General features: G+C 38.0%; 13 protein-coding genes and 2 tRNA genes. 13 read left to right on the top strand and 2 right to left on the bottom strand.

The window, feature by feature from the left end:
• The 10 genes from G3I01_RS01770 to G3I01_RS01725 all read left to right on the top strand — a co-directional run bounded on the left by G3I01_RS01770 (nucleotide 1) and on the right by G3I01_RS01725 (nucleotide 12,472).
• Nucleotides 1-1,323 carry an ATP-binding protein gene (locus G3I01_RS01770; protein WP_219550556.1) on the top strand — a complete coding sequence of 441 codons (1,323 nt, stop codon included), beginning with the start codon at nucleotides 1-3 and terminating at the stop codon, nucleotides 1,321-1,323.
• Nucleotides 1,324-1,328: 5 nt separating this feature from the next.
• On the top strand, nucleotides 1,329-1,706 hold the full coding sequence (locus tag G3I01_RS01765) for a response regulator (protein WP_219550555.1): 378 nt from the start codon (nucleotides 1,329-1,331) through the stop codon (nucleotides 1,704-1,706).
• A 5-nt stretch (nucleotides 1,707-1,711) separates the two neighbouring features.
• Nucleotides 1,712-5,449: a two-component regulator propeller domain-containing protein gene (locus tag G3I01_RS17070; protein WP_257710677.1), complete on the top strand. Its 3,738-nt coding sequence runs from the start codon at nucleotides 1,712-1,714 to the stop codon at nucleotides 5,447-5,449.
• 21 nt (nucleotides 5,450-5,470) lie between these two features.
• Entirely contained in the window at nucleotides 5,471-5,851 is a 381-nt protein-coding gene (locus tag G3I01_RS01755; RefSeq protein ID WP_219550554.1) for a response regulator, read from the top strand.
• A gap of 22 nt (nucleotides 5,852-5,873) precedes the next feature.
• Nucleotides 5,874-6,914 (top strand): adenylate/guanylate cyclase domain-containing protein, encoded by a 1,041-nt coding sequence (locus G3I01_RS01750; protein ID WP_219550553.1) that lies wholly within the window; start codon nucleotides 5,874-5,876, stop codon nucleotides 6,912-6,914.
• A gap of 96 nt (nucleotides 6,915-7,010) precedes the next feature.
• Nucleotides 7,011-8,843: an ABC transporter ATP-binding protein gene (locus G3I01_RS01745; protein ID WP_219550551.1), complete on the top strand. Its 1,833-nt coding sequence runs from the start codon at nucleotides 7,011-7,013 to the stop codon at nucleotides 8,841-8,843.
• Nucleotides 8,844-8,876: 33 nt separating this feature from the next.
• Complete coding sequence (locus G3I01_RS01740) at nucleotides 8,877-9,302, top strand: hypothetical protein (protein ID WP_219550550.1); 426 nt, start codon at nucleotides 8,877-8,879, stop codon at nucleotides 9,300-9,302.
• 46 nt (nucleotides 9,303-9,348) lie between these two features.
• On the top strand, nucleotides 9,349-11,964 hold the full coding sequence (gene mutS, locus G3I01_RS01735; protein ID WP_219550549.1) for a DNA mismatch repair protein MutS: 2,616 nt from the start codon (nucleotides 9,349-9,351) through the stop codon (nucleotides 11,962-11,964).
• A gap of 269 nt (nucleotides 11,965-12,233) precedes the next feature.
• Nucleotides 12,234-12,306, top strand: a tRNA-Gly gene (locus G3I01_RS01730).
• Between the two features lie 81 nt (nucleotides 12,307-12,387).
• A tRNA-Leu gene (locus tag G3I01_RS01725) sits at nucleotides 12,388-12,472 on the top strand.
• A gap of 315 nt (nucleotides 12,473-12,787) precedes the next feature.
• Here the strand turns inward: G3I01_RS01725 and G3I01_RS01720 are convergent.
• Nucleotides 12,788-13,537 (bottom strand): hypothetical protein, encoded by a 750-nt coding sequence (locus G3I01_RS01720; RefSeq protein ID WP_219550548.1) that lies wholly within the window; start codon nucleotides 13,535-13,537, stop codon nucleotides 12,788-12,790.
• Nucleotides 13,534-15,396 (bottom strand): DUF262 domain-containing protein, encoded by a 1,863-nt coding sequence (locus tag G3I01_RS01715; protein WP_219550546.1) that lies wholly within the window; start codon nucleotides 15,394-15,396, stop codon nucleotides 13,534-13,536. Before G3I01_RS01715 ends, G3I01_RS01720 begins: the two co-directional genes overlap by 4 nt.
• Nucleotides 15,397-15,660: 264 nt before the next feature.
• Between G3I01_RS01715 and G3I01_RS01710 the strand changes: the two genes are divergently transcribed.
• The 3 genes from G3I01_RS01710 to G3I01_RS01700 are packed head-to-tail and all read left to right on the top strand — an operon-like array spanning nucleotide 15,661 to nucleotide 18,860.
• Complete coding sequence (locus tag G3I01_RS01710) at nucleotides 15,661-16,143, top strand: very short patch repair endonuclease (protein WP_257710676.1); 483 nt, start codon at nucleotides 15,661-15,663, stop codon at nucleotides 16,141-16,143.
• Complete coding sequence (gene dcm / locus G3I01_RS01705) at nucleotides 16,124-17,428, top strand: DNA (cytosine-5-)-methyltransferase (RefSeq protein WP_219550545.1); 1,305 nt, start codon at nucleotides 16,124-16,126, stop codon at nucleotides 17,426-17,428. The genes G3I01_RS01710 and dcm overlap by 20 nt, the downstream gene beginning before the upstream one ends.
• Entirely contained in the window at nucleotides 17,406-18,860 is a 1,455-nt protein-coding gene (locus G3I01_RS01700) for a MutH/Sau3AI family endonuclease (RefSeq protein ID WP_219550544.1), read from the top strand. The genes dcm and G3I01_RS01700 overlap by 23 nt, the downstream gene beginning before the upstream one ends.
• Nucleotides 18,861-18,863: the final 3 nt, after the last annotated feature.

The raw sequence follows: 18,863 nt of genomic DNA, 5'->3' as shown, positions 1-18,863 counted from the left end.
ATGATGGATACAAAAGAAAATATACTTCATCAAACTCATAAACGAATTTTCGAGATAATCTTTACCGGTAAATTATCTGAGAAGGAAGCCGTAAAATTTATCGATGACAAAATAAGTGGTTTTGGAACAACCTGGGATGAAAAGATCCTTTCGAAGGAAGATTACCTCTGGATCCTTGGAAATACTCTAAGTCAACTTGAAAATTACCGTTTGGAATGGAATTCAGAGCCCTTTTCATACAGGATGCTGGCTAACGATACTGTGGCGGTTCTTTGCGATGATGTAAAATTTTTCTCTCCCACGGCCAATGGGGAGAAGATCGAAATGTATATGAGGTATACGGGTGTCTACGAGTACTCGGGAGGGAAATGGTTGCTTGTTCATTTTCATGGATCTAAACCTGAATTTGTGGATAGTGAAATAGATACTTTTGGAATTGAGCATCTTAAAAAGAAGAATGAAGAATTAAAGGAAGAAGTAAAGAAAAGAACTTCCCAGCTCGAAGAATCTTTAAACCGTTTAAGGGCTACCCAGGAACAGCTTATCCATTCAGAAAAAATGGCCAGCCTCGGGGAATTAACTGCCGGCATCGCTCATGAGATCAAAAATCCGCTCAATTTCGTTAATAATTTTTCAGACCTGAATGTGGAACTGATCGATGAGACCTTTGAAGAACTAAATAAAATAGAAAGCTCAGCTGCCCTGAGCGAGGCCAGGGAAATCCTTGAAGATGTAAAGTCAAATCTGGAGAAGATAAAACAGCATGGAACCAGGGCAGATAGTATTGTGAAGTCTATGCTGCAACATAGTCGTGGGGGCAATGGCAAGGCTGAAAAAGTAGATTTTAATGGACTCATAAAGGAGTATGTTAATCTGGCCTTTCATGGAATGAGAGCCGGTAAAAAGCCAATGAATGTGAGTATAGATTATGAATTGGATGAAGAGATAGGCAAGGTTTCTATTATTCATGAAGACTTTAGCCGGGTTATTTTAAATCTATGCAATAATTCCTTTGATGCTATGCATGACAAGCTCAAGATGTCTAAGCCTGAATTTGAATACGCACCAAAACTTAGCATTCGTACTTATCGTGAGGACGACAATATTATTCTTGAAATCGAAGATAATGGCCCGGGTATATCTGATGAATATAAATCTAAGATCCTTCAACCTTTTTTTACAACTAAAAAGGGAACGGAGGGAACAGGGCTAGGACTTTCTATTACTAATGATATCATCAAAGCACATGGTGGAGAATTACAAATGGAGTCTAATACAGATAAGAATACATATACCAGGTTTATTGTAAAATTAAAGAAATAAGGAATATGAAAATATTGATCGTAGATGATGAAAAAGATGTGGAGGCTCTTTTTCGTCAAAAGTTCAGAAAAGAAATAAGGAATAATGATTTAGAGATCGAATTTGCATTTTCAGGTAAGGAAGCATTGAAGATCCTTGAAAGAAAAGATCCTCCCGAAGTGGTATATGTTTTTTCTGATATAAATATGCCTGGAATGACTGGCCTGGAGCTTCTTGAAAAAATAAAAAAGCAATTCCCTAAGATCCCGGTAAGCATGATCTCTGCTTATGGCGATTCAGAGAATTATAACAAGGCTATAAATTCTGGAGCCAAGGAATTTTTTACCAAACCAATCGATTTTGAATCTCTTAGAAAAGAAATATATGATCTCATCAAAAAGTAAAACAGATGAAAGAAGCTATTTTCAAATATTTTTTCCTGATAGGTGCATGTGCATTCCTTTCCTGTCAGGATGCTCCCGAAACCCCCGAATTTCCTAAAAAGGATCTGGGATATGAGCAACCGGTGGCTAAACCTTTCCGAATGCCAGCACCCGATACCATTACCCGGGAGGAAGTACAATTAAAAGCACTTCCACAATTAAAGTTCGACTGGGATAAATTGCCCTCGAAATCTTTTGAAATAGGAGAGTTAGAACCAGTTGAAAAGGAGATCGTTTCTGAAGCATTTTACCTGGACAGTCTGCCTTCCAGTCCTTTTGATCTTGAAAAATTACCTGAAAATAAAATAAAAGTTAAGGTTGTGGAGCTTGGTGATCCCGAAATACGAAAAGCCGGTTCATTGGTGAAGCAGCCAGGCACTAGTAGGGGAGTTTTGAGTTCTAACTTCAATTTTGGGCTTTCCGGAAATCCTTTCAATATAGTAAAGGATAATGAAGGGATGCTTTGGATTGCCACTAACTATGGTATAGCTCGTTACGACTCAGAAAATATTGAAATGTACGGTGCTAATCAGGGTATCAATGTTCCTGTAACAACTGCCCTTCTGGTAGATTCGAAAGGAAGGATATGGTTGGCCAGCAATGAGAGGTTAATGATATTGGATTTAGACCGTAAACTAATACTGGAATTGGAGAACCTACCTGGCAAAACTCCTGTTTTTGGCCTCGAGGAAGATAATGAAGGAAGAATATGGGCTTCAGACGCGGCTACAGGATATAGTATTATCGATTTTGACGGAAGATCTGCCAGATATTTTAATGATAGTGAGCAAGGCCTGGATCCATTTGTGACACCTATGCAAGATGAAGATGGGTTAATGTGGTTGACTTCTCGAAAAAGACTAAGGGTGATCGATCTTGAAAAAAAGAGAACCTATTTAATTCAGGGAGAATTCCTGAAAGAACCAATCTACCATGTAAGCCAGGGCCCCTCAAACAGGATTTGGATTACTAATGGAACCCAGGTGACCGGAATCGATAAAAAGGATCATCAAATGGTTCACCTAACTATTTCAAAAGATACACTAAACATTGCAGATTTTGTTCTAGAAGATACGCAGGGTAACATCTGGACGGTTTTAGAAAAAGGAATCGTAAAAAGATTCTTGCCAGATCTTAGCAGTTCTGAAGAATTTATTTTAAATGATTCCGAGGCAAAGGAAGTTTATTTTCCAATGCTTGAAGATGAAGAAGGCCAGATCTGGTTGACCAAGGCGATGAACGGAGGTCTTTTCAAGATAAATAATAAGAACGGGCGTCCAGGAAATTTTAGCGTTGAAGATGGCCTGGGGGCAAATCAGGTTTGGGCTACCCTACAGGCAAAAGATGGGAAGACCTGGATTGGTACTTACAATGGGATTGATGTTTATGATCCAGTAAAAAAGCAGATAACACATTTTGGTAGGGAAGCTGGTTTAAGAGCTGCGAGGCATACCGGTTTAACTGAGGATGCACAGGGCAGGATCTGGACCTGTGGAAATGTTGCAGGAGCCACTATTATAGATCCCGAGCAAGAAACTATACAATTTTTAACCAGAACTGAAGGTATTAAAACCGATAGTATCAGGCGTATTACCCAGGGTGAAAATGGCAAAATGTGGTTGGCAGGAACCGGGGGAGAATTGATGGCTGTAGATCTTGATAATTCAAGATCTGAGTTTTTCGATTTCAGGAATGATTCGATCTCTTTCAATGATTTTTTGGAAATAGATTTGGAAGGGGATATTTGGGTAGGCTGGAGGGATTTGGGAGTACAGAAGGTAGATCTGGAAAAAAATCTAAGTTACCTGCTTACTGCAGAAAATGGAATTCTAGCAGGCAACATATTTGCCATGGAATTTGACGAAAATAACTCAGCCTGGTTGGCTGGCGAAAAAGGCCTGCAGTTTTTAAAGGCAGACAGGGATAGCATATATAACTTCTCAACAGACCAGGGTTTGGCAGCTAATGATGTTTATGATGTTGCTCTCCACAAGGGCAAGGTTTATACGGGTTCTTCCAAAGGATTTAATGTTATAGATGAAAGAAAATCGCAGGCAACAGATGAGCTTCTATGGGACGTTAAGACCATAGATGTTAACCAGGGGCTAAATTATCTTGATGTGTCCCAGGGTAGTATTTCTTTTGATAATAATGACAGGTTGTGGGCAGGGGTGGAAAACCAGATCCTTACCGTCATAGACGAAATTGAACAGGACACCACAGCTTCCCACACCTATATTACGGGTTTAAATCTTACCGATGAAAATAAGGAGTTTCATGCCGGTAGTTACTTAAAAGATAAGCGGCAGGGGTTTGATACGATATGGAATTCTAACCGGGATAATTTTATCATTATTGGGAATCAGGATAACCCTGAGGAGCAAAGCGATATTGAATGGAAAGATCTTGCAGGCCCTTATTATCTTCCTGAAGAACTGAACTTACCGCATGATGAGAACTATCTTAGTTTTAGCTATACAAGTTTGAATTATGATAATCCTGGCAGTGTTGTTTACAGGTATTTCCTTGAAGGCATCGATAAAACCTGGAGCCCGATATCAAAGGAAACAACTAGTGAAAACTACCGGGATTTGCCCCCGGGATACTATACTTTCATGGTTCGTTCTAAAGGCTATAATAATATCTGGAGCGAACCTGCTCAATTCAGTTTCAGTATAGTTCCTCCATGGTGGAAAACCTGGTGGGCTTACCTTTTGTATGGATTACTAGCAATTTTGATCTTATACAGCATTATACAATATCGCTCGCAATGGCTTAAAAAGGAAAATCGCATCCTGGAAGAACGGGTTTCTGAAAGGACCGCACAATTACAAAAGAGTATTCATGATCTGGAAAATACCCAGGCTCAGTTAATTCAGTCTGAAAAAATGGCCAGTCTGGGTGAACTAACTGCAGGAATTGCGCATGAGATCCAGAATCCGCTGAATTTCGTGAATAATTTTTCCGAAGTAAATTCTGAATTGATTGATGAGTTGCGCCAGGAAAGACTTAAGGATAAACAGGAGCGTGACCTGGAACTTGAAGATGAATTGTTGTTTGATATTGCTGAAAATGAAAAAAAGATAAGGCATCACGGGCAAAGGGCAGATGCAATTGTGAAGGGTATGCTCCAGCACAGCCGTAACAGCAGTACAGAAAAAGAACTTACCGACATTAATAAACTGGCCGATGAATATTTAAGGTTATCCTATCATGGTTTGAGGGCCAAGGATAAAACTTTTAACGCCGGGATGAAGACAGACTTCGATGAGTCGCTTCCGAAGATCTATGTCGCTCCGCAGGATATTGGCCGTGTATTTTTAAACCTGATCAATAATGCGTTCTATGCGGTTTCAGAAAGGAAGAGAACAACCAGTGATGAAAATTATCAGCCCATGGTAATTGTAAGTACAGAGAAAGCCGGGAAGTTCATTAATATCAATATTATTGATAATGGAAGAGGGATTCCTTCAGAAGTTCAGGAAAAGATCTTTCAACCTTTTTTCACCACGAAACCTAGCGGACAGGGGACTGGTTTGGGGCTTTCCCTTTCATATGATATCATAAAAACTCATGGCGGTATTTTAAAACTAAAAACACAGAGTGGCGTTCCTGTTACCTCTAACGGGTATGGTGAGGAAATCATCGAGGAGGGCACCACCTTTACCATACAGTTGCCAGCAAATCTTAAAAAGAAGCATTGATCAAAATAAATCTGAAGGAATATGAAAATAATGGTAGTAGATGATGAAAAAGATATAGAAGACCTTTTCCGGCAGAAGTTCAGAAAAGAAATAAGGAATAATGACCTCGAAATAGATTTTGCATTTTCAGGTAAAGAGGCCTTGAAGATCCTTGAAAGGAAGGATCCGCCCGATGTGGTTTATGTTTTTTCTGATATTAATATGCCGGGAATGACAGGCCTGGAGCTGCTTGAAAAAATAAAAAAACGATTTCCTAAAATCCCGGTAAGCATGATCTCTGCTTATGGTGATTCTGAGAATTACAATAAGGCTATAAATTCTGGAGCCAAGGAATTTTTTACCAAACCAATCAATTTTGAATCTCTGAGGAATGAGTTAAGAATACCTGGTGGTTTAAACTAAATAAATAATTAAATCTCTAAACATGGTCAAAATACTGGTAGTCGATGACGAAGCAGATCTTGAGATTTTAATCAAGCAGAAGTTCAGGAAGAAGATCCGGGATAACGAATATGATTTCCGGTTTGCCCTGAACGGCCGTGATGCCCTCGAGAAAATTTCGGAAGAACCCGATACAGATATTGTTTTGAGCGATATCAATATGCCAGAAATGGACGGCCTCACTTTACTGACTAAGTTGAATGAGAAGAATCCCCTCATCAAGGCGGTGATCGTTTCAGCCTATGGAGACATGGAAAATATTCGTACGGCCATGAATCGCGGTGCATTCGACTTTATAACCAAACCAATAAACTTTGAAGACCTTTCTATCACCGTTGAAAAAACGATCCAGCATGCGAGGCAATTAAAAGATACTCTGATCGCCATAAAGGAGAATGATATTCTCAAAATGTACGTGGATGAAAATGTTCTTAAATTCATGAACAGTAGGGAATATGAGTCTTCCTTAATGGAAAATGAAACCATAGAAGGCAGCGTGGTTTTTATCGACATGGTTGGTTTTACCAGGATAAGCGAAACTGCGCCTCCCAATACCGTGGTGAAAATGATAAATACCTATTTTGATGTTATGGCGAAGGAGATCATAGCCCAAAAGGGGTTCATAGATAAATTCATAGGCGATGCTATAATGGCTGTTTTTCGTGGAGATTATCATTTAGATCGGGCTGTAGATGCGGCACTGGCCGTAAGAAATAAGATAAGTGAACTGGATCCTCCAGATGAGAATTCAGATTTTAAACCCAAGGTTTCCATAGGGATCAAAAGCGGGGAGATGACTTCCGGAAATATAGGTTCTGAAAGTTTAAAGCGACTGGATTACACGGTGATCGGTGATACGGTGAATACAGCTGCCCGGTTTCAGGATATCGCAAAAGAGAACCAGATCATTATTGGGGAGTCCTGCTATGAGAAAATAAAGGAATATTTCAAGTGCCGGGAATTAGGGAAATTTAATTTGAAGAATAAGGTCGAACCGGTAACTATTTTTGAAGTTTTGGAATAACCGTAAGTTTTGAAATTTAATGGCTTAATTCCCGACTCAGGCGAAGGAGAATTTTAGGTTTAGCCTTAAATTGCACTAATATTTAAATGGAAAAATTTGCCCAGGCCTAAAAAATCATTCGAAACCAATAATATCAATTTCCGGGAAAGCTTTGCTTCCCTAAAATTTGTACCCCGCTTTTTTAAGGAGATCAAACGGGTGAATCCGCTTCTTTTTTACACTAATATCAGTGGAAGAATATTGAATGCGATCCTTCCCGTGGTCATGCTGTGGGTAGGAAAACTGATCATCGATGAGGTGGTGGTGCAGATCGCCGCTGAAACTAAAGATCTCGACAGGCTCTGGATCCTGGTTGCGGCAGAATTTGGGCTTGCCATCATTTCAGATCTGCTTAGCCGGGGAATAAGCCTTAGCGATGCTCTTTTAGGCGATCAATATTCCATAGACACTTCCGTGAAGATCATTAAAAAGACTTCAGAATTGAACCTGGACCAGTTGGAAGATTCAGAATTCTATGATAAACTGGAAAGGGCACGCCAGCAAACTACAGGCCGAGTAGGTTTAATGTCTAATATTTTAACCCAGGGAGAAGATGTGATCGTTATCATATCCCTGCTTGCCGGGGTGGTGGCTTTTGAACCCTGGCTTATCATTCTTCTGGTGGTTTCTATTATCCCGACTATCATCAATGAGATCAAATTCAGCGGAACCAGCTATTCACTGGCTCGTAGCTGGACCCAAGAACGGCGTGAACTGGATTATCTAAGATATGCCGGGGCCAGTGATGTTACCGCAAAAGAGGTGAAATTATTCGGACTATCGAATTACCTGGCAGATCGTTTCAAGGGACTTTCAGATAAATATTATTTACAAAGTAAGAGACTGGCAAAACAGCGTGCGGGCTGGGGTTCTGTTTTTAATGTGATTGGAACTGCCGCTTATTACGGCGCTTATATTTTTATAATCTTCAGGACCGTTGCCGGAATTTTCAGCCTGGGTGACCTTACTTTTCTTTCTGGATCCTTCAACAGGTTAAGGTCTAAACTGCAGGGGTTTTTTACCAGGTTTACGGCAATTACCGAAAGCGCGTTATATCTGCAGGATTACTTCGAATTTCTGGATCTTACCTATGCCGAAAGCTCTACCGATGGGAAACTCGACCTGCCCGAAAAGATCGAGAAAGGATTTGAATTTATCAATGTTGGCTTTAAATATCCCAAATCTGAAAAATGGGTGGTTCGAAATATTAATTTTGAACTGAAGGCTGGAGAAAAACTTGCCTTTGTTGGCGAAAATGGAGCCGGGAAAACCACGTTGATTAAACTTTTGCTTCAGTTCTATGAACCAACCGAAGGCCAGATTCTTCTGGATGGTATTCCTATTAAAAAATATGATCAGGCGGCCTACCAGCAGTATTTTGGAGTGATCTTCCAGGATTTTGTGAAATTTGAATTAACCCTGAGGGAAAATATCGCTATGGGAGAGATCGGTGAAATTTCTAATCAGTCGCGTATAGATGGCGCAGCTGAAAAAAGTCTCGCCCGGGAAGTGGTGAAAGATCTTCCTTTAGGTTATGATCAACCTCTTGGTAAAAGGTTTAAGCATGGTAAAGACCTTTCCGGAGGGCAGTGGCAAAAGATCGCCATCGCCAGAGCTTATATGAAAGATTCTGAAGTATTGATCCTGGATGAACCAACTTCTGCTTTGGACGCCCGTGCTGAAACGGAAGCCTTTCAGAGGTTTATAAAGCTAACCGAAGGAAAGACCGCGGTGATCATCTCGCACAGGTTCAGCACGGTGAGAATTGCAGATAGGATCATGGTTCTAAAGGATGGAGCTGTGCTGGAAATAGGAACCCATCTGGAGTTAATGGCAAACGATAAGCTCTACGCCGAACTTTTTAACCTGCAGGCAGCTGGTTATCAATAAATGGATCTTTATTTTTACACCAAATTTTAAAGTGTGGATCTTCAATTAATAAGGCTTTTGGTTGATTTTGGATTGATGGTTTTGATCTGGATCGTTCAACTAGTCATCTATCCCGGGCTATGCTATTATAAGATTGAAGACCTGGGGAAATGGCATAAGATCTATACCCAGCGTATTGGCGTGATCGTCGGCCCGTTGATGATCGCGCAGCTTGTAGTGACGATAATGCAATTAATGCAGGTACAGAATTTATACACCTGGGGGAGCATTATCATTGTTCTTATAACCTGGATACTTACTTTTTTGATCTTCGTTCCCTTGCACAATTCCATCAAGCCTGACGAATCCTGCGAGGAGATCACCACCAGCCTGGTTAAAAAGAACTGGTGGCGCACCTTCTTCTGGTCGATTTTATTTTTAGGGAGTCTTATCCTTAAAATTTCGGATTATAATTTTTAAGCAAACCGCCTAATCTTTACTTTAGCAATCCTAAAATCCCGGAAAATTGGCAGCAAAGAAATCTCAGAAGGTAACCCCGTTAATGCAGCAGTATAATAGCATCAAGCTAAAGTATCCTGATGCCATGTTACTGTTTAGAGTCGGGGATTTTTATGAAACCTTTGGAGAAGACGCCGTAAAGGCTGCCCGTATCCTGAATATCGTTCTTACAAACCGAAATAATGGAGGAGAGCGAACCGAGCTTGCCGGCTTTCCGCATCATTCATTGAACACCTATCTACCTAAACTTGTTAAAGCAGGGCAGAGGGTTGCTATTTGTGACCAGCTGGAAGATCCTAAAATGACCAAGACCATCGTAAAACGTGGGGTGACTGAATTGGTGACGCCCGGTGTAGCGATGAATGATGATATTCTTAGCAGTAAATCCAATAACTTTCTTTGTGCCGTTCACTTCGGAAAAAAGAACCTGGGAGTTTCATTTTTAGATGTTTCTACCGGGGAATTTTTATGCGCCCAGGGAAACAGGGAGTATATAGATAAATTACTTCAGAACTTCGGGCCTAGTGAGGTCCTGGTTCAGAAGAAATTCAAAAAAGAATTCAACGAGAGTTTCGGGAAAGACATGCATTGTTTTTACCTGGACGACTGGATCTTTAAAACTGATTATGCTGAAGAAACCCTGAATGGACATTTTCAGACCAAGTCCTTAAAAGGATTTGGGATAGATCATCTGGAGGAAGGCATCATAGCTTCCGGAGCCGTGTTGTATTACCTGGCAGAAACCAGGCATCACCGGCTTCAGCATATAAGTTCTATAAACCGCATCGCCGAAGAGCAGTATGTCTGGATGGACAGGTTCACTATCCGTAACCTGGAATTATATCATTCTACCGCGGCTAATGCGGTTACCCTTTTGGATGTTATAGATAAGACGATCTCGCCTATGGGTGGCCGACTATTAAAGCGCTGGTTGGCCCTGCCTCTTAAGGATGCTGAAATGATCGAAAAGAGGCTGCAGGTGGTTGATTTTCTTATCAAAAATCCGGAAACCCTGGGAGATGTCCAGGATCAAATCCGAGAGATAAGCGACCTGGAACGTTTGATCTCCAAAGTGGCAACGCAAAGAATTAGTCCGCGGGAAGTGAATCAGCTTAAGAATTCCCTTAATGCGATCATTCCGGTAAAGGAACTGGCCTTGAAATGCAATAACGAAGCCCTGAAGATCATTGGGGATAATTTACATTCCTGCGACCTGCTTCGGGAAAAGATCACGGAAAGCATAAGCGAGGAGGCACCGGTAAATGTTCAGAAAGGAAATGTGATCGCCAGAGGTTTTACCAAAGAGCTGGATGAGCTTAGAGATATTGCATTTTCCGGAAAGGATTATCTGGATAATATGATCCAGAGGGAAACCGAAGCCACGGGTATTTCTTCTCTAAAGATCGGGAGCAATAATGTTTACGGATATTATATAGAAGTTAGAAATACTCATAAAGATAAGGTTCCCGAAACCTGGATACGCAAGCAAACTTTGGTGAATGCTGAAAGGTATATTACCGAGGAGCTCAAGGAATACGAATCGAAAATTTTAGGTGCCGAAGAAAAGATCCTGCAGTTAGAGCAGCAATTATTCGGGAAGCTGGTTTCCTGGATGGCTGAATATATAGATCCAGTGCAGCAGAATGCGAGATTGATCGCCAGGCTGGACTGTTTATGTTCATTTGCCCAACAGGCGCAGGCAGAGAATTATTCCAAGCCGGAGATCAGAGATTCTTACGGATTGGATATTGAAGAAGGCCGTCACCCGGTAATCGAGAAGCAATTGCCCCCGGGAGAAGTTTATGTGACCAATAACCTGCACGTGGACAGGGAAGAGCAGCAGATCATTATGATCACGGGGCCTAATATGAGTGGTAAGTCGGCTATTTTAAGACAGACTGCGCTCATCGTGCTTATGGCGCAAATGGGAAGTTTTGTACCGGCGAGATCTGCCGAGATCGGCCTGGTAGATAAGATCTTTACCAGGGTAGGGGCCAGCGATAATATTTCTATGGGCGAATCTACTTTTATGGTAGAGATGAATGAAACCGCCAGCATCCTGAATAATATTTCAGACCGTAGCCTGGTTCTGCTGGATGAAATTGGTCGAGGAACCAGTACCTATGATGGGATCTCCATCGCCTGGGCAATTAGTGAATATTTGCACGAACATCCTTCAAAACCTAAGACCCTGTTCGCCACGCATTACCACGAACTAAATGAGATGTGCGAAACCTTTGACCGGATCAAGAATTTCAATGTTTCGGTAAAGGAATTGAAGGATAATGTCTTGTTCCTGCGTAAGCTTGTACCTGGCGGGAGTGAGCATAGTTTTGGTATCCACGTAGCCAAGATGGCCGGAATGCCTCAAATGGTGCTGCATAGGGCCAACAAGATACTAGCCAAACTGGAGGCGTCGCACTCTATGGAAGATTCCGGGGCGGTATTAAAACGATCTGCTGAAGACGAGATGCAGCTTAGTTTCTTTAATTTGGATGATCCATTGCTGGAAGATCTGAAACAGGAATTACTGGGCATAGATATAGACACACTGACTCCGGTAGAAGCTTTGATGAAGCTAAACGAGATCAAACGCATGTTGGCAATTAACAATAAACAATGATTATTGTTTATTGTTAATTGTGGTTTGTTTTCATTCTGAACGTAGTGAAGAATCTCTCGTTAATTCCAACTTTCTCCTTCATATTTCTTTAAGCCTGAACCCATAACAAGATATTACCACTCGAAAGGTATAATACTAAAACCTTAAGGCTGAGAGTATATAGTTTTAGCCGTGTTTTTTTCTTAAAAAATTCTTTGCCATTATAAGATTTGTCTTAAATTTGCCTCCGCAATAAAGGCATCGCCGGTATTGCAATGTTCTTAAAAATCGCGAAAATAGCTCAGTTGGTAGAGCGCCACCTTGCCAAGGTGGAGGTCGCGGGTTCGAATCCCGTTTTTCGCTCAGAATACCAAAAGGAAAAACAATGAAGTCGCGGGTTCTCCCGATGCTTCGGGACCGTTTTTCGCTCATATAAAATACCACGCTCGGGTGGTGGAATTGGTAGACACGTTGGACTTAAAATCCAATGACCATTATGGTCGTACGGGTTCAAGTCCCGTCCCGAGTACTGAAAGCCTCTGCAATCGCAGGGGCTTTTTTGTTTTGAATACTTTTGTGTCCCAACTACTTTTCGGCATTTAGAATTTTACTTTTTTACGCATATAATAGCGACAAATACTATCGCTGAAATCTCGTAATCTTGTATTGAAACTAAATCAAAATGAGAAAAATTGAGATAAGGCTTATTGAGGTTCATTTATAGGAGATCAGATTGAATCATTATTTCTAGCGCAACTACCTTCCTATATCTATTATTTCAAAGCCGGGTCCAAAATCAATTGTTTCATATTGTTGTTTGTCCGGCATTTTTTAAAAAGGACAATTAATTAGGAGTAAAATTTCTAGCAACATTTTTCATTTCTACACCCCAATTGAAAGAGCGAGCTGCAAAATATACTATAGGCATAGCACCTCCAAGTTGCGTTGTTTTAGATTCATCTTTCCTAATTGTCCTACAATGCCACCGATCACCACGATTAGCTTCTTCACATACAATTAGGCTCATCAGAACGTGAGCTAACACAATGACTGGAATATCACCTTTTTTAGTAGAAAGAGGCTGAAAAGAAGAATTATTACTTTCGGGAAAAAATTGCTCAACAACTTTTTTAGAGCTCTCAAAAATTTCATTAAGCTCTTTTACTTTATATTTTTCATAGGTTACTTCTCCACTTAGGCTACTGATATCAGGGACGTTTCCTAGGATAGCAAATGACAATTTTTCAAAAAAAGGAGATAGAGGGAAATTTCTAGTTGAAGACCAATCCATTAAACAATTAATCATATCATGATGGGCAGGAATTGAATGATTTACCCCACTTGGATCTAATAAGGAGAGAAGTAAATCAAATTGATGGTATTCATGGTCTTTACAAAGTCCTGACATTTTTGTTTTATAAACTTTATTGGAACATCCATTAATGAAGCACCTTCTCGAATTTTGATTCCAATCAAGTTTATTAGGATTTTTATGTGGTTTTTCTCCTTTATTTGAAATGGTTAATTCCCAATTAGCAACTACATAAGAAACTTTATTAATCATGCTTTTAATAGTAATAATATAAATTTTCAATATTTCATTTCCTCGATGTACATTTTTTTAATGTAACTACCAATTCTTTCTGTTCGCTTATCAATCTCGGATGGATTTTCTATTGGGTGAGAAGATTTTAAATTATCCTCTGTGATTTTACCGAAGTTATAGGGTCCGGTTTCCGATTCATTATATTCAATAAATTCATTAACAAAATTACTATTAGATGGATGGCCGCTTAATATTTCCATTTTATCCTTATGTGATTTGTTTTGAAGTTTTCCATTGAGATCAGCATTTATAATAAGTATATTGCCCAACCGATTTTCGTGATGTTTACTTAAACTTTTTGGAATTCCCCATGACTCCATGGATTCTTGTGGCATATAATGTTCTATTGAGTGTGAGGAAATATTGTGAAAAGATCCGCCAAAAATAGCTTCTTCTATTTCCCCGTAAAGCGTATGAATAAGAAATTTATTATCATCCTTATGTTTTAATTTGTGAATTCCTTCTATAAATTCATCTTCCATTAATTCAAACTGTTTTACAGCTTTATTAACATATCCATCCTTCCCACAAAAGTGAAGCTGCAAATATTTATTAACTTCTTTATTTGATTTTATTACATCTTGTGGGTGATCGAAATAGGCTTTATTAATATTTTTAGCTAGTTTATACATAGCTGGTGTAAAATCTCTAGTTGGCAGAGAAAATATATTAAAATGTAAAAACGAAAAGACAAAATGTTTTTTAATTATCTCATGAAACTTATTTTTTCCAATAAAAGTTTCATTTTTTTGGTTCAGTTTAGCCTCATAATCTAAAATTGTGAAGATTGGAATTATCCAAGATTTATTTTTTATAAATCGTAAGCATTGAAGATATCTTAAATATTTTGAAGAATATTTTGGATTTGAATTAGCTTTAGGATAATGTAATTTAAAATTCTCGAAAGAATATAAAGAGAAAATATTTTCTACTGTGATAGAAGAGGATTTTAGAGAAGAGAAGAAAGTAAGCCACTTATCAGAATCGCCTTGAAATTTATCTTTCATTGATCTAAATAGCTGATTTTTTCCTACGTATGGGTATTTAGATATCCAGAAATAATGCATAAAATCAACAAAGGAAAAACCTGCAACTTTTAACCTATCTTTTATTTCCGTCCATTCTAGATCAAATTTTTCGACGTCATAATCCATTAAATTAGCATGTTTTATAAGGATATTTTTAGCTAATTCATCGGCTTCAAGTTTTTTCCCAGTTGCATTAACGGATTCGAATATTTCAATCCCGAGTATTATATCAGAAATGGTGAGCTTTACTACTTCTAGAGAAGATAATCTCTTCTTAAAAAGCTCGTATATGTCAATACCTTGTTTGCTATTTATATTTAACAGTTCTTCTACCTGTTCGTAAAAATATTGGTATGCCTTAAAAATTTTTTTTTCTGTATCGGTGGATCCTTGCTGAGGTTTGATATGGATTTCAGTTTGAATATTTTCACAAAAATATTTACTTAAAGTTTTGCTGACCATTAACCTGGGATTAGACCTATGGTCAGTTAATAGGTATGCTTTGATATCTTGGGCATTTGCAATACTACCATTTTCATGAAGTACATCAATAAATGCTTTGCATAATATAGTTAAGGTAGTTATTCTTTGTTGGCCATCAAATATTTGAACATCTTTTGTGGGGTCATCATCTTCTAAGAGAATAAAAGAGCCTAAAAAGGTACTCTTGTCATTTTCGGAAAAAAAAGAATTCCAAAGTGTTTCCCAATTTTTTTGATCCCATATATATGGTCTTTGGTTATAGGGTATTGAATAAGGTCTGGGAGCGCCTAAAATTTCCCAAAGAGATACAGTTTCACTATTTACTTTTTTTGCCATTAATTTATGGATTTTTAAATTTTCGAAAATTAATTAGTAAAATTTTTTAATCTCTAGGTACTTAGTTAACCTAGATACATAAACTATTACTTTTTTAAGAAAGTGAAGGTAATAATATTCTTCAAAACTTAAGATTAGAAGGCGAGGATTCAATATTTGTATATTCCTAACCTATTAATTTCATTGAAAAAACAAACATAACTGTTTGACCTAAAGAAGATATTGTTTAATTGTTTTAATCTCTGAATTTTATTATTGTAAGTAATGCCTGAAAATTCAAAAAAAATGCAAAATAAAAGATATTTAAGAGACGGTAGATCGCCAATCCCTAGTAAGGAATCAACATCGAGGGTTATGAGTGCCAATAAGGGTAAGAACACGAAGCCTGAACTTCTATTACGAAAGGCAATGTGGTCAGAAGGTTTAAGAGGATATCGTCTGCATTGGAAAAAAGCACCTGGTCGTCCAGACATATCATTCCCAAAAAGAAAGTTAGCAATATTCGTAAATGGTTGTTATTGGCATCGTTGTCCATATTGTGACCTTAAATTGCCAAAAAGCAATACGGAATTTTGGAAAATGAAATTTGAAAGGAATGTGCAACGTGACAAGGAAAAGGTAGAATTGTTGAAAAAAAATGGATGGAATGTTATCGTGATTTGGGAATGCAAGATAAAAAAGGATATTTTAGACGTCGTATATATCGTTAAAAAGGAATGGGAGAAATATGGCAATAAAAGTAATTGAATTATTTGCTGGTGTTGGGGGATTTAGAGTTGGTCTAGAAGGATATCCAAAAAGGGATTCTTCTGATTTTGAGGTTGTATGGAGTAATCAATGGGAACCAAGTACAAAAGCTCAACATGCAAATTTGGTGTATCAAAATAGGTGGCCAGAAGCAGATCATTGTGGTGAGAATATTGAAGAAGTTGTTGAGAATAAATTTGATATCATCCCAGATCACGATATGCTGGTTGGGGGATTTCCTTGCCAAGATTATTCTGTGGCGACGACCCTAAAAAATTCTAAAGGATTACGAGGAAGAAAAGGAGTTCTATGGTGGAGTATCGAAGCGATATTAAGGAAGAAAAAAAATAAGCCTAAATATCTAATGTTAGAGAATGTAGATAGATTGCTAAAATCTCCTTCAACACAAAGAGGGCGTGATTTTGCAATTATGCTTTCATCTTTAGATAAACTAGGTTATGCTGTGGAATGGAGGGTAATAAATGCGGCTGAATATGGAATGCCACAAAGAAGGAGACGTGTGTTCTTCTTAGCTTATCATAAGGACTCTGACATTTACCAAAAGTTAGACAGGTTAGAAAATAAAGAAACCTGGATAGATGAAGAAGGGGTTATCGCAAAAGCATTTCCTGTCAAGGAAATCTCTGAACCAATTATTACAGAGAAACTAGGTTCTGACCTAGTAAAGTTATCTGATAATTTTAATAAGGGAAAGAAGGTGAGTCCATTCCAGAATTCAGGTGTAATGATAAATGGTAAGTTTGTTACCTCAAAAACATTTCCAAATTATAGTGGCGAATATCAAACTTTAGGAGAACAACTCGTGAATATTTCAGAAGTTCCAAATGAATTTCTAATTGAAGAGGAAGATATTAATAAAGCGAAAGGTTGGAAATATTTGAAAGGGTCGAAGAATGAGGATAGATATAATAAAGCCAAAGATTTTCATTACAAATATACTGAAGGGAGTATGGTTTTTCCTGATGCTCTAGATAGACCATCTCGAACGATTATTACTGGCGAGGGAGGCAAATCTCCTTCAAGATTCAAACACGTAATAGATCAAAATGGACAATTACGAAGGTTAACTCCAATAGAGTTAGAAAGACTGAATATGTTCCCTGATAATCATACAAAATTAGATGGAATCAGTGATACTAAAAGAGCTTTCTTTATGGGAAATGCTCTAGTTGTAGGCATTGTAGAAAAACTAGGAAAAGAACTGATCAATAATATTAATGAATTAAAAGACCAAAAAGCTCTTGAGAAGGAATCGCCTTTATGATATCACCGATCCCTTTTCAATTGAGAAGTTTGCTAGAAGAATAGAGGGAAAAAGCTTAAAAGAATTATTAGGAGACGAACTTGCTAATTCGTATTCCGGCAAAGGAAAGCTTGGTCAATTAGTTGAGGACTCCTTGTTTGGTTATAAACCTAATAGTAAAGCAGAACCTGATTTTAAAGAGGCCGGAGTTGAATTGAAAACTGCTCCAATTAAAAAGAATTCTAAAGGTCTAGTTTCAAAGGAGAGACTGGTCTTTAATATTATAGATTATAACCAAGAATATAAATTCACTTTTAGAGAGAGTAGTTTCTGGAAGAAAAATCAATTGCTTCTTCTCATGTTCTATCTCCATGATAATGATAAGATTTCTATAGATTATTTATTTAAAATTGTCCGATTATGGCGGTTCCCGTTAACAGATCTGAAAATAATTAAGGATGATTGGAATAAGATAGTTAGGAAGATAAAAGAAGGTAAAGCTCACGAGATATCTGAAGGAGATACCTTATATTTAGGTGCATGTACAAAAGGGTCCACTGCAAAAACTTCTAAAAGAGACCAACCATTCTCAGAAAAACGAGCACCACAAAGAGCATTTTCTTTAAAATCGAAGTACCTTAACTTTATAATCCAACGAAGTTTGAAGGGGGATAGGGAACTACCAAAAATCACAGATGATTATTTAAGCTTCTTAGAGGAAGATTTTAGAAATGAAGCTGCAGAACCAACTCTTAAGTATGGAGGACTTTTTGAAGATCAGGAATCGGCAGTAAAAGATCTTAGCCAATATAAGGAAGGACAAACCTTTGAGGAATTTATTGTAGAAAAATTTTCAAAGTTTTATGGCTTCTCCGAAACGGAGATAATCAATTATTTCAAATTGAATATTAATATAAAAGCTAAAAATAAGAGCTACGTTTTTGCCAGGTCGATATTGGGCGTTAAAAAAGATAAGATTGAAGAATTTGAGAAATCAGATATTCAAATTAAAACCGTAAAATTTGAAAATAATTTTGTGCTAAAGGAGAGTATGTCATTTGCGCAAATAAAATATAATGAAATCATAGAAGAGGAATGGGAGAACTCTTATTTGCAAGAGACTTTATCAAAAAAATTCTTTTTTGTGATTTTTAAGAAGGATGAGAATGGTAAGTCACGTTTATATAAAACTCAATTTTGGAATATGCCTTATGGTGATATCCAAATAGGAAAAAGATTTTGGAAGGATATTAAACATAAGGTTAAAATCGGTAATTATAATGATTTTTGGAAGATCTCCGATAATCAAATATTCCATGTGCGACCAAAAGCAGCAAATTCTTCAGATTTAATGCCTACACCTCAAGGTACTTACGAAAAGAAAAAAGCTTATTGGATAAATTCTAGTTACATTAAAGAACAAATCCTTTCCGAGGAAAATCAGAAATATTAAAGA

This window comes from Gramella sp. MT6, from assembly GCF_019357415.1.
In the GTDB taxonomy this organism is placed as follows: Bacteria; Bacteroidota; Bacteroidia; order Flavobacteriales; family Flavobacteriaceae; genus Christiangramia.
This window is presented reverse-complemented; position numbering and strand designations above follow the sequence as displayed.

What these genes read in the sequence shown, in the direction of transcription:
- dcm (WP_219550545.1), top strand. Translation starts at nt 16,124, where the DNA reads ATGGCAATAAAAGTAATTGAATTATTTGCTGGTGTTGGGGGATTTAGA.
- G3I01_RS01755 (WP_219550554.1), top strand. Translation starts at nt 5,471, where the DNA reads ATGAAAATAATGGTAGTAGATGATGAAAAAGATATAGAAGACCTTTTC.
- G3I01_RS01715 (WP_219550546.1), bottom strand. Translation starts at nt 15,396, where the DNA reads ATGGCAAAAAAAGTAAATAGTGAAACTGTATCTCTTTGGGAAATTTTA.
- G3I01_RS01765 (WP_219550555.1), top strand. Translation starts at nt 1,329, where the DNA reads ATGAAAATATTGATCGTAGATGATGAAAAAGATGTGGAGGCTCTTTTT.
- G3I01_RS01750 (WP_219550553.1), top strand. Translation starts at nt 5,874, where the DNA reads ATGGTCAAAATACTGGTAGTCGATGACGAAGCAGATCTTGAGATTTTA.
- G3I01_RS01710 (WP_257710676.1), top strand. Translation starts at nt 15,661, where the DNA reads ATGCCTGAAAATTCAAAAAAAATGCAAAATAAAAGATATTTAAGAGAC.
- G3I01_RS17070 (WP_257710677.1), top strand. Translation starts at nt 1,712, where the DNA reads ATGAAAGAAGCTATTTTCAAATATTTTTTCCTGATAGGTGCATGTGCA.
- G3I01_RS01770 (WP_219550556.1), top strand. Translation starts at nt 1, where the DNA reads ATGATGGATACAAAAGAAAATATACTTCATCAAACTCATAAACGAATT.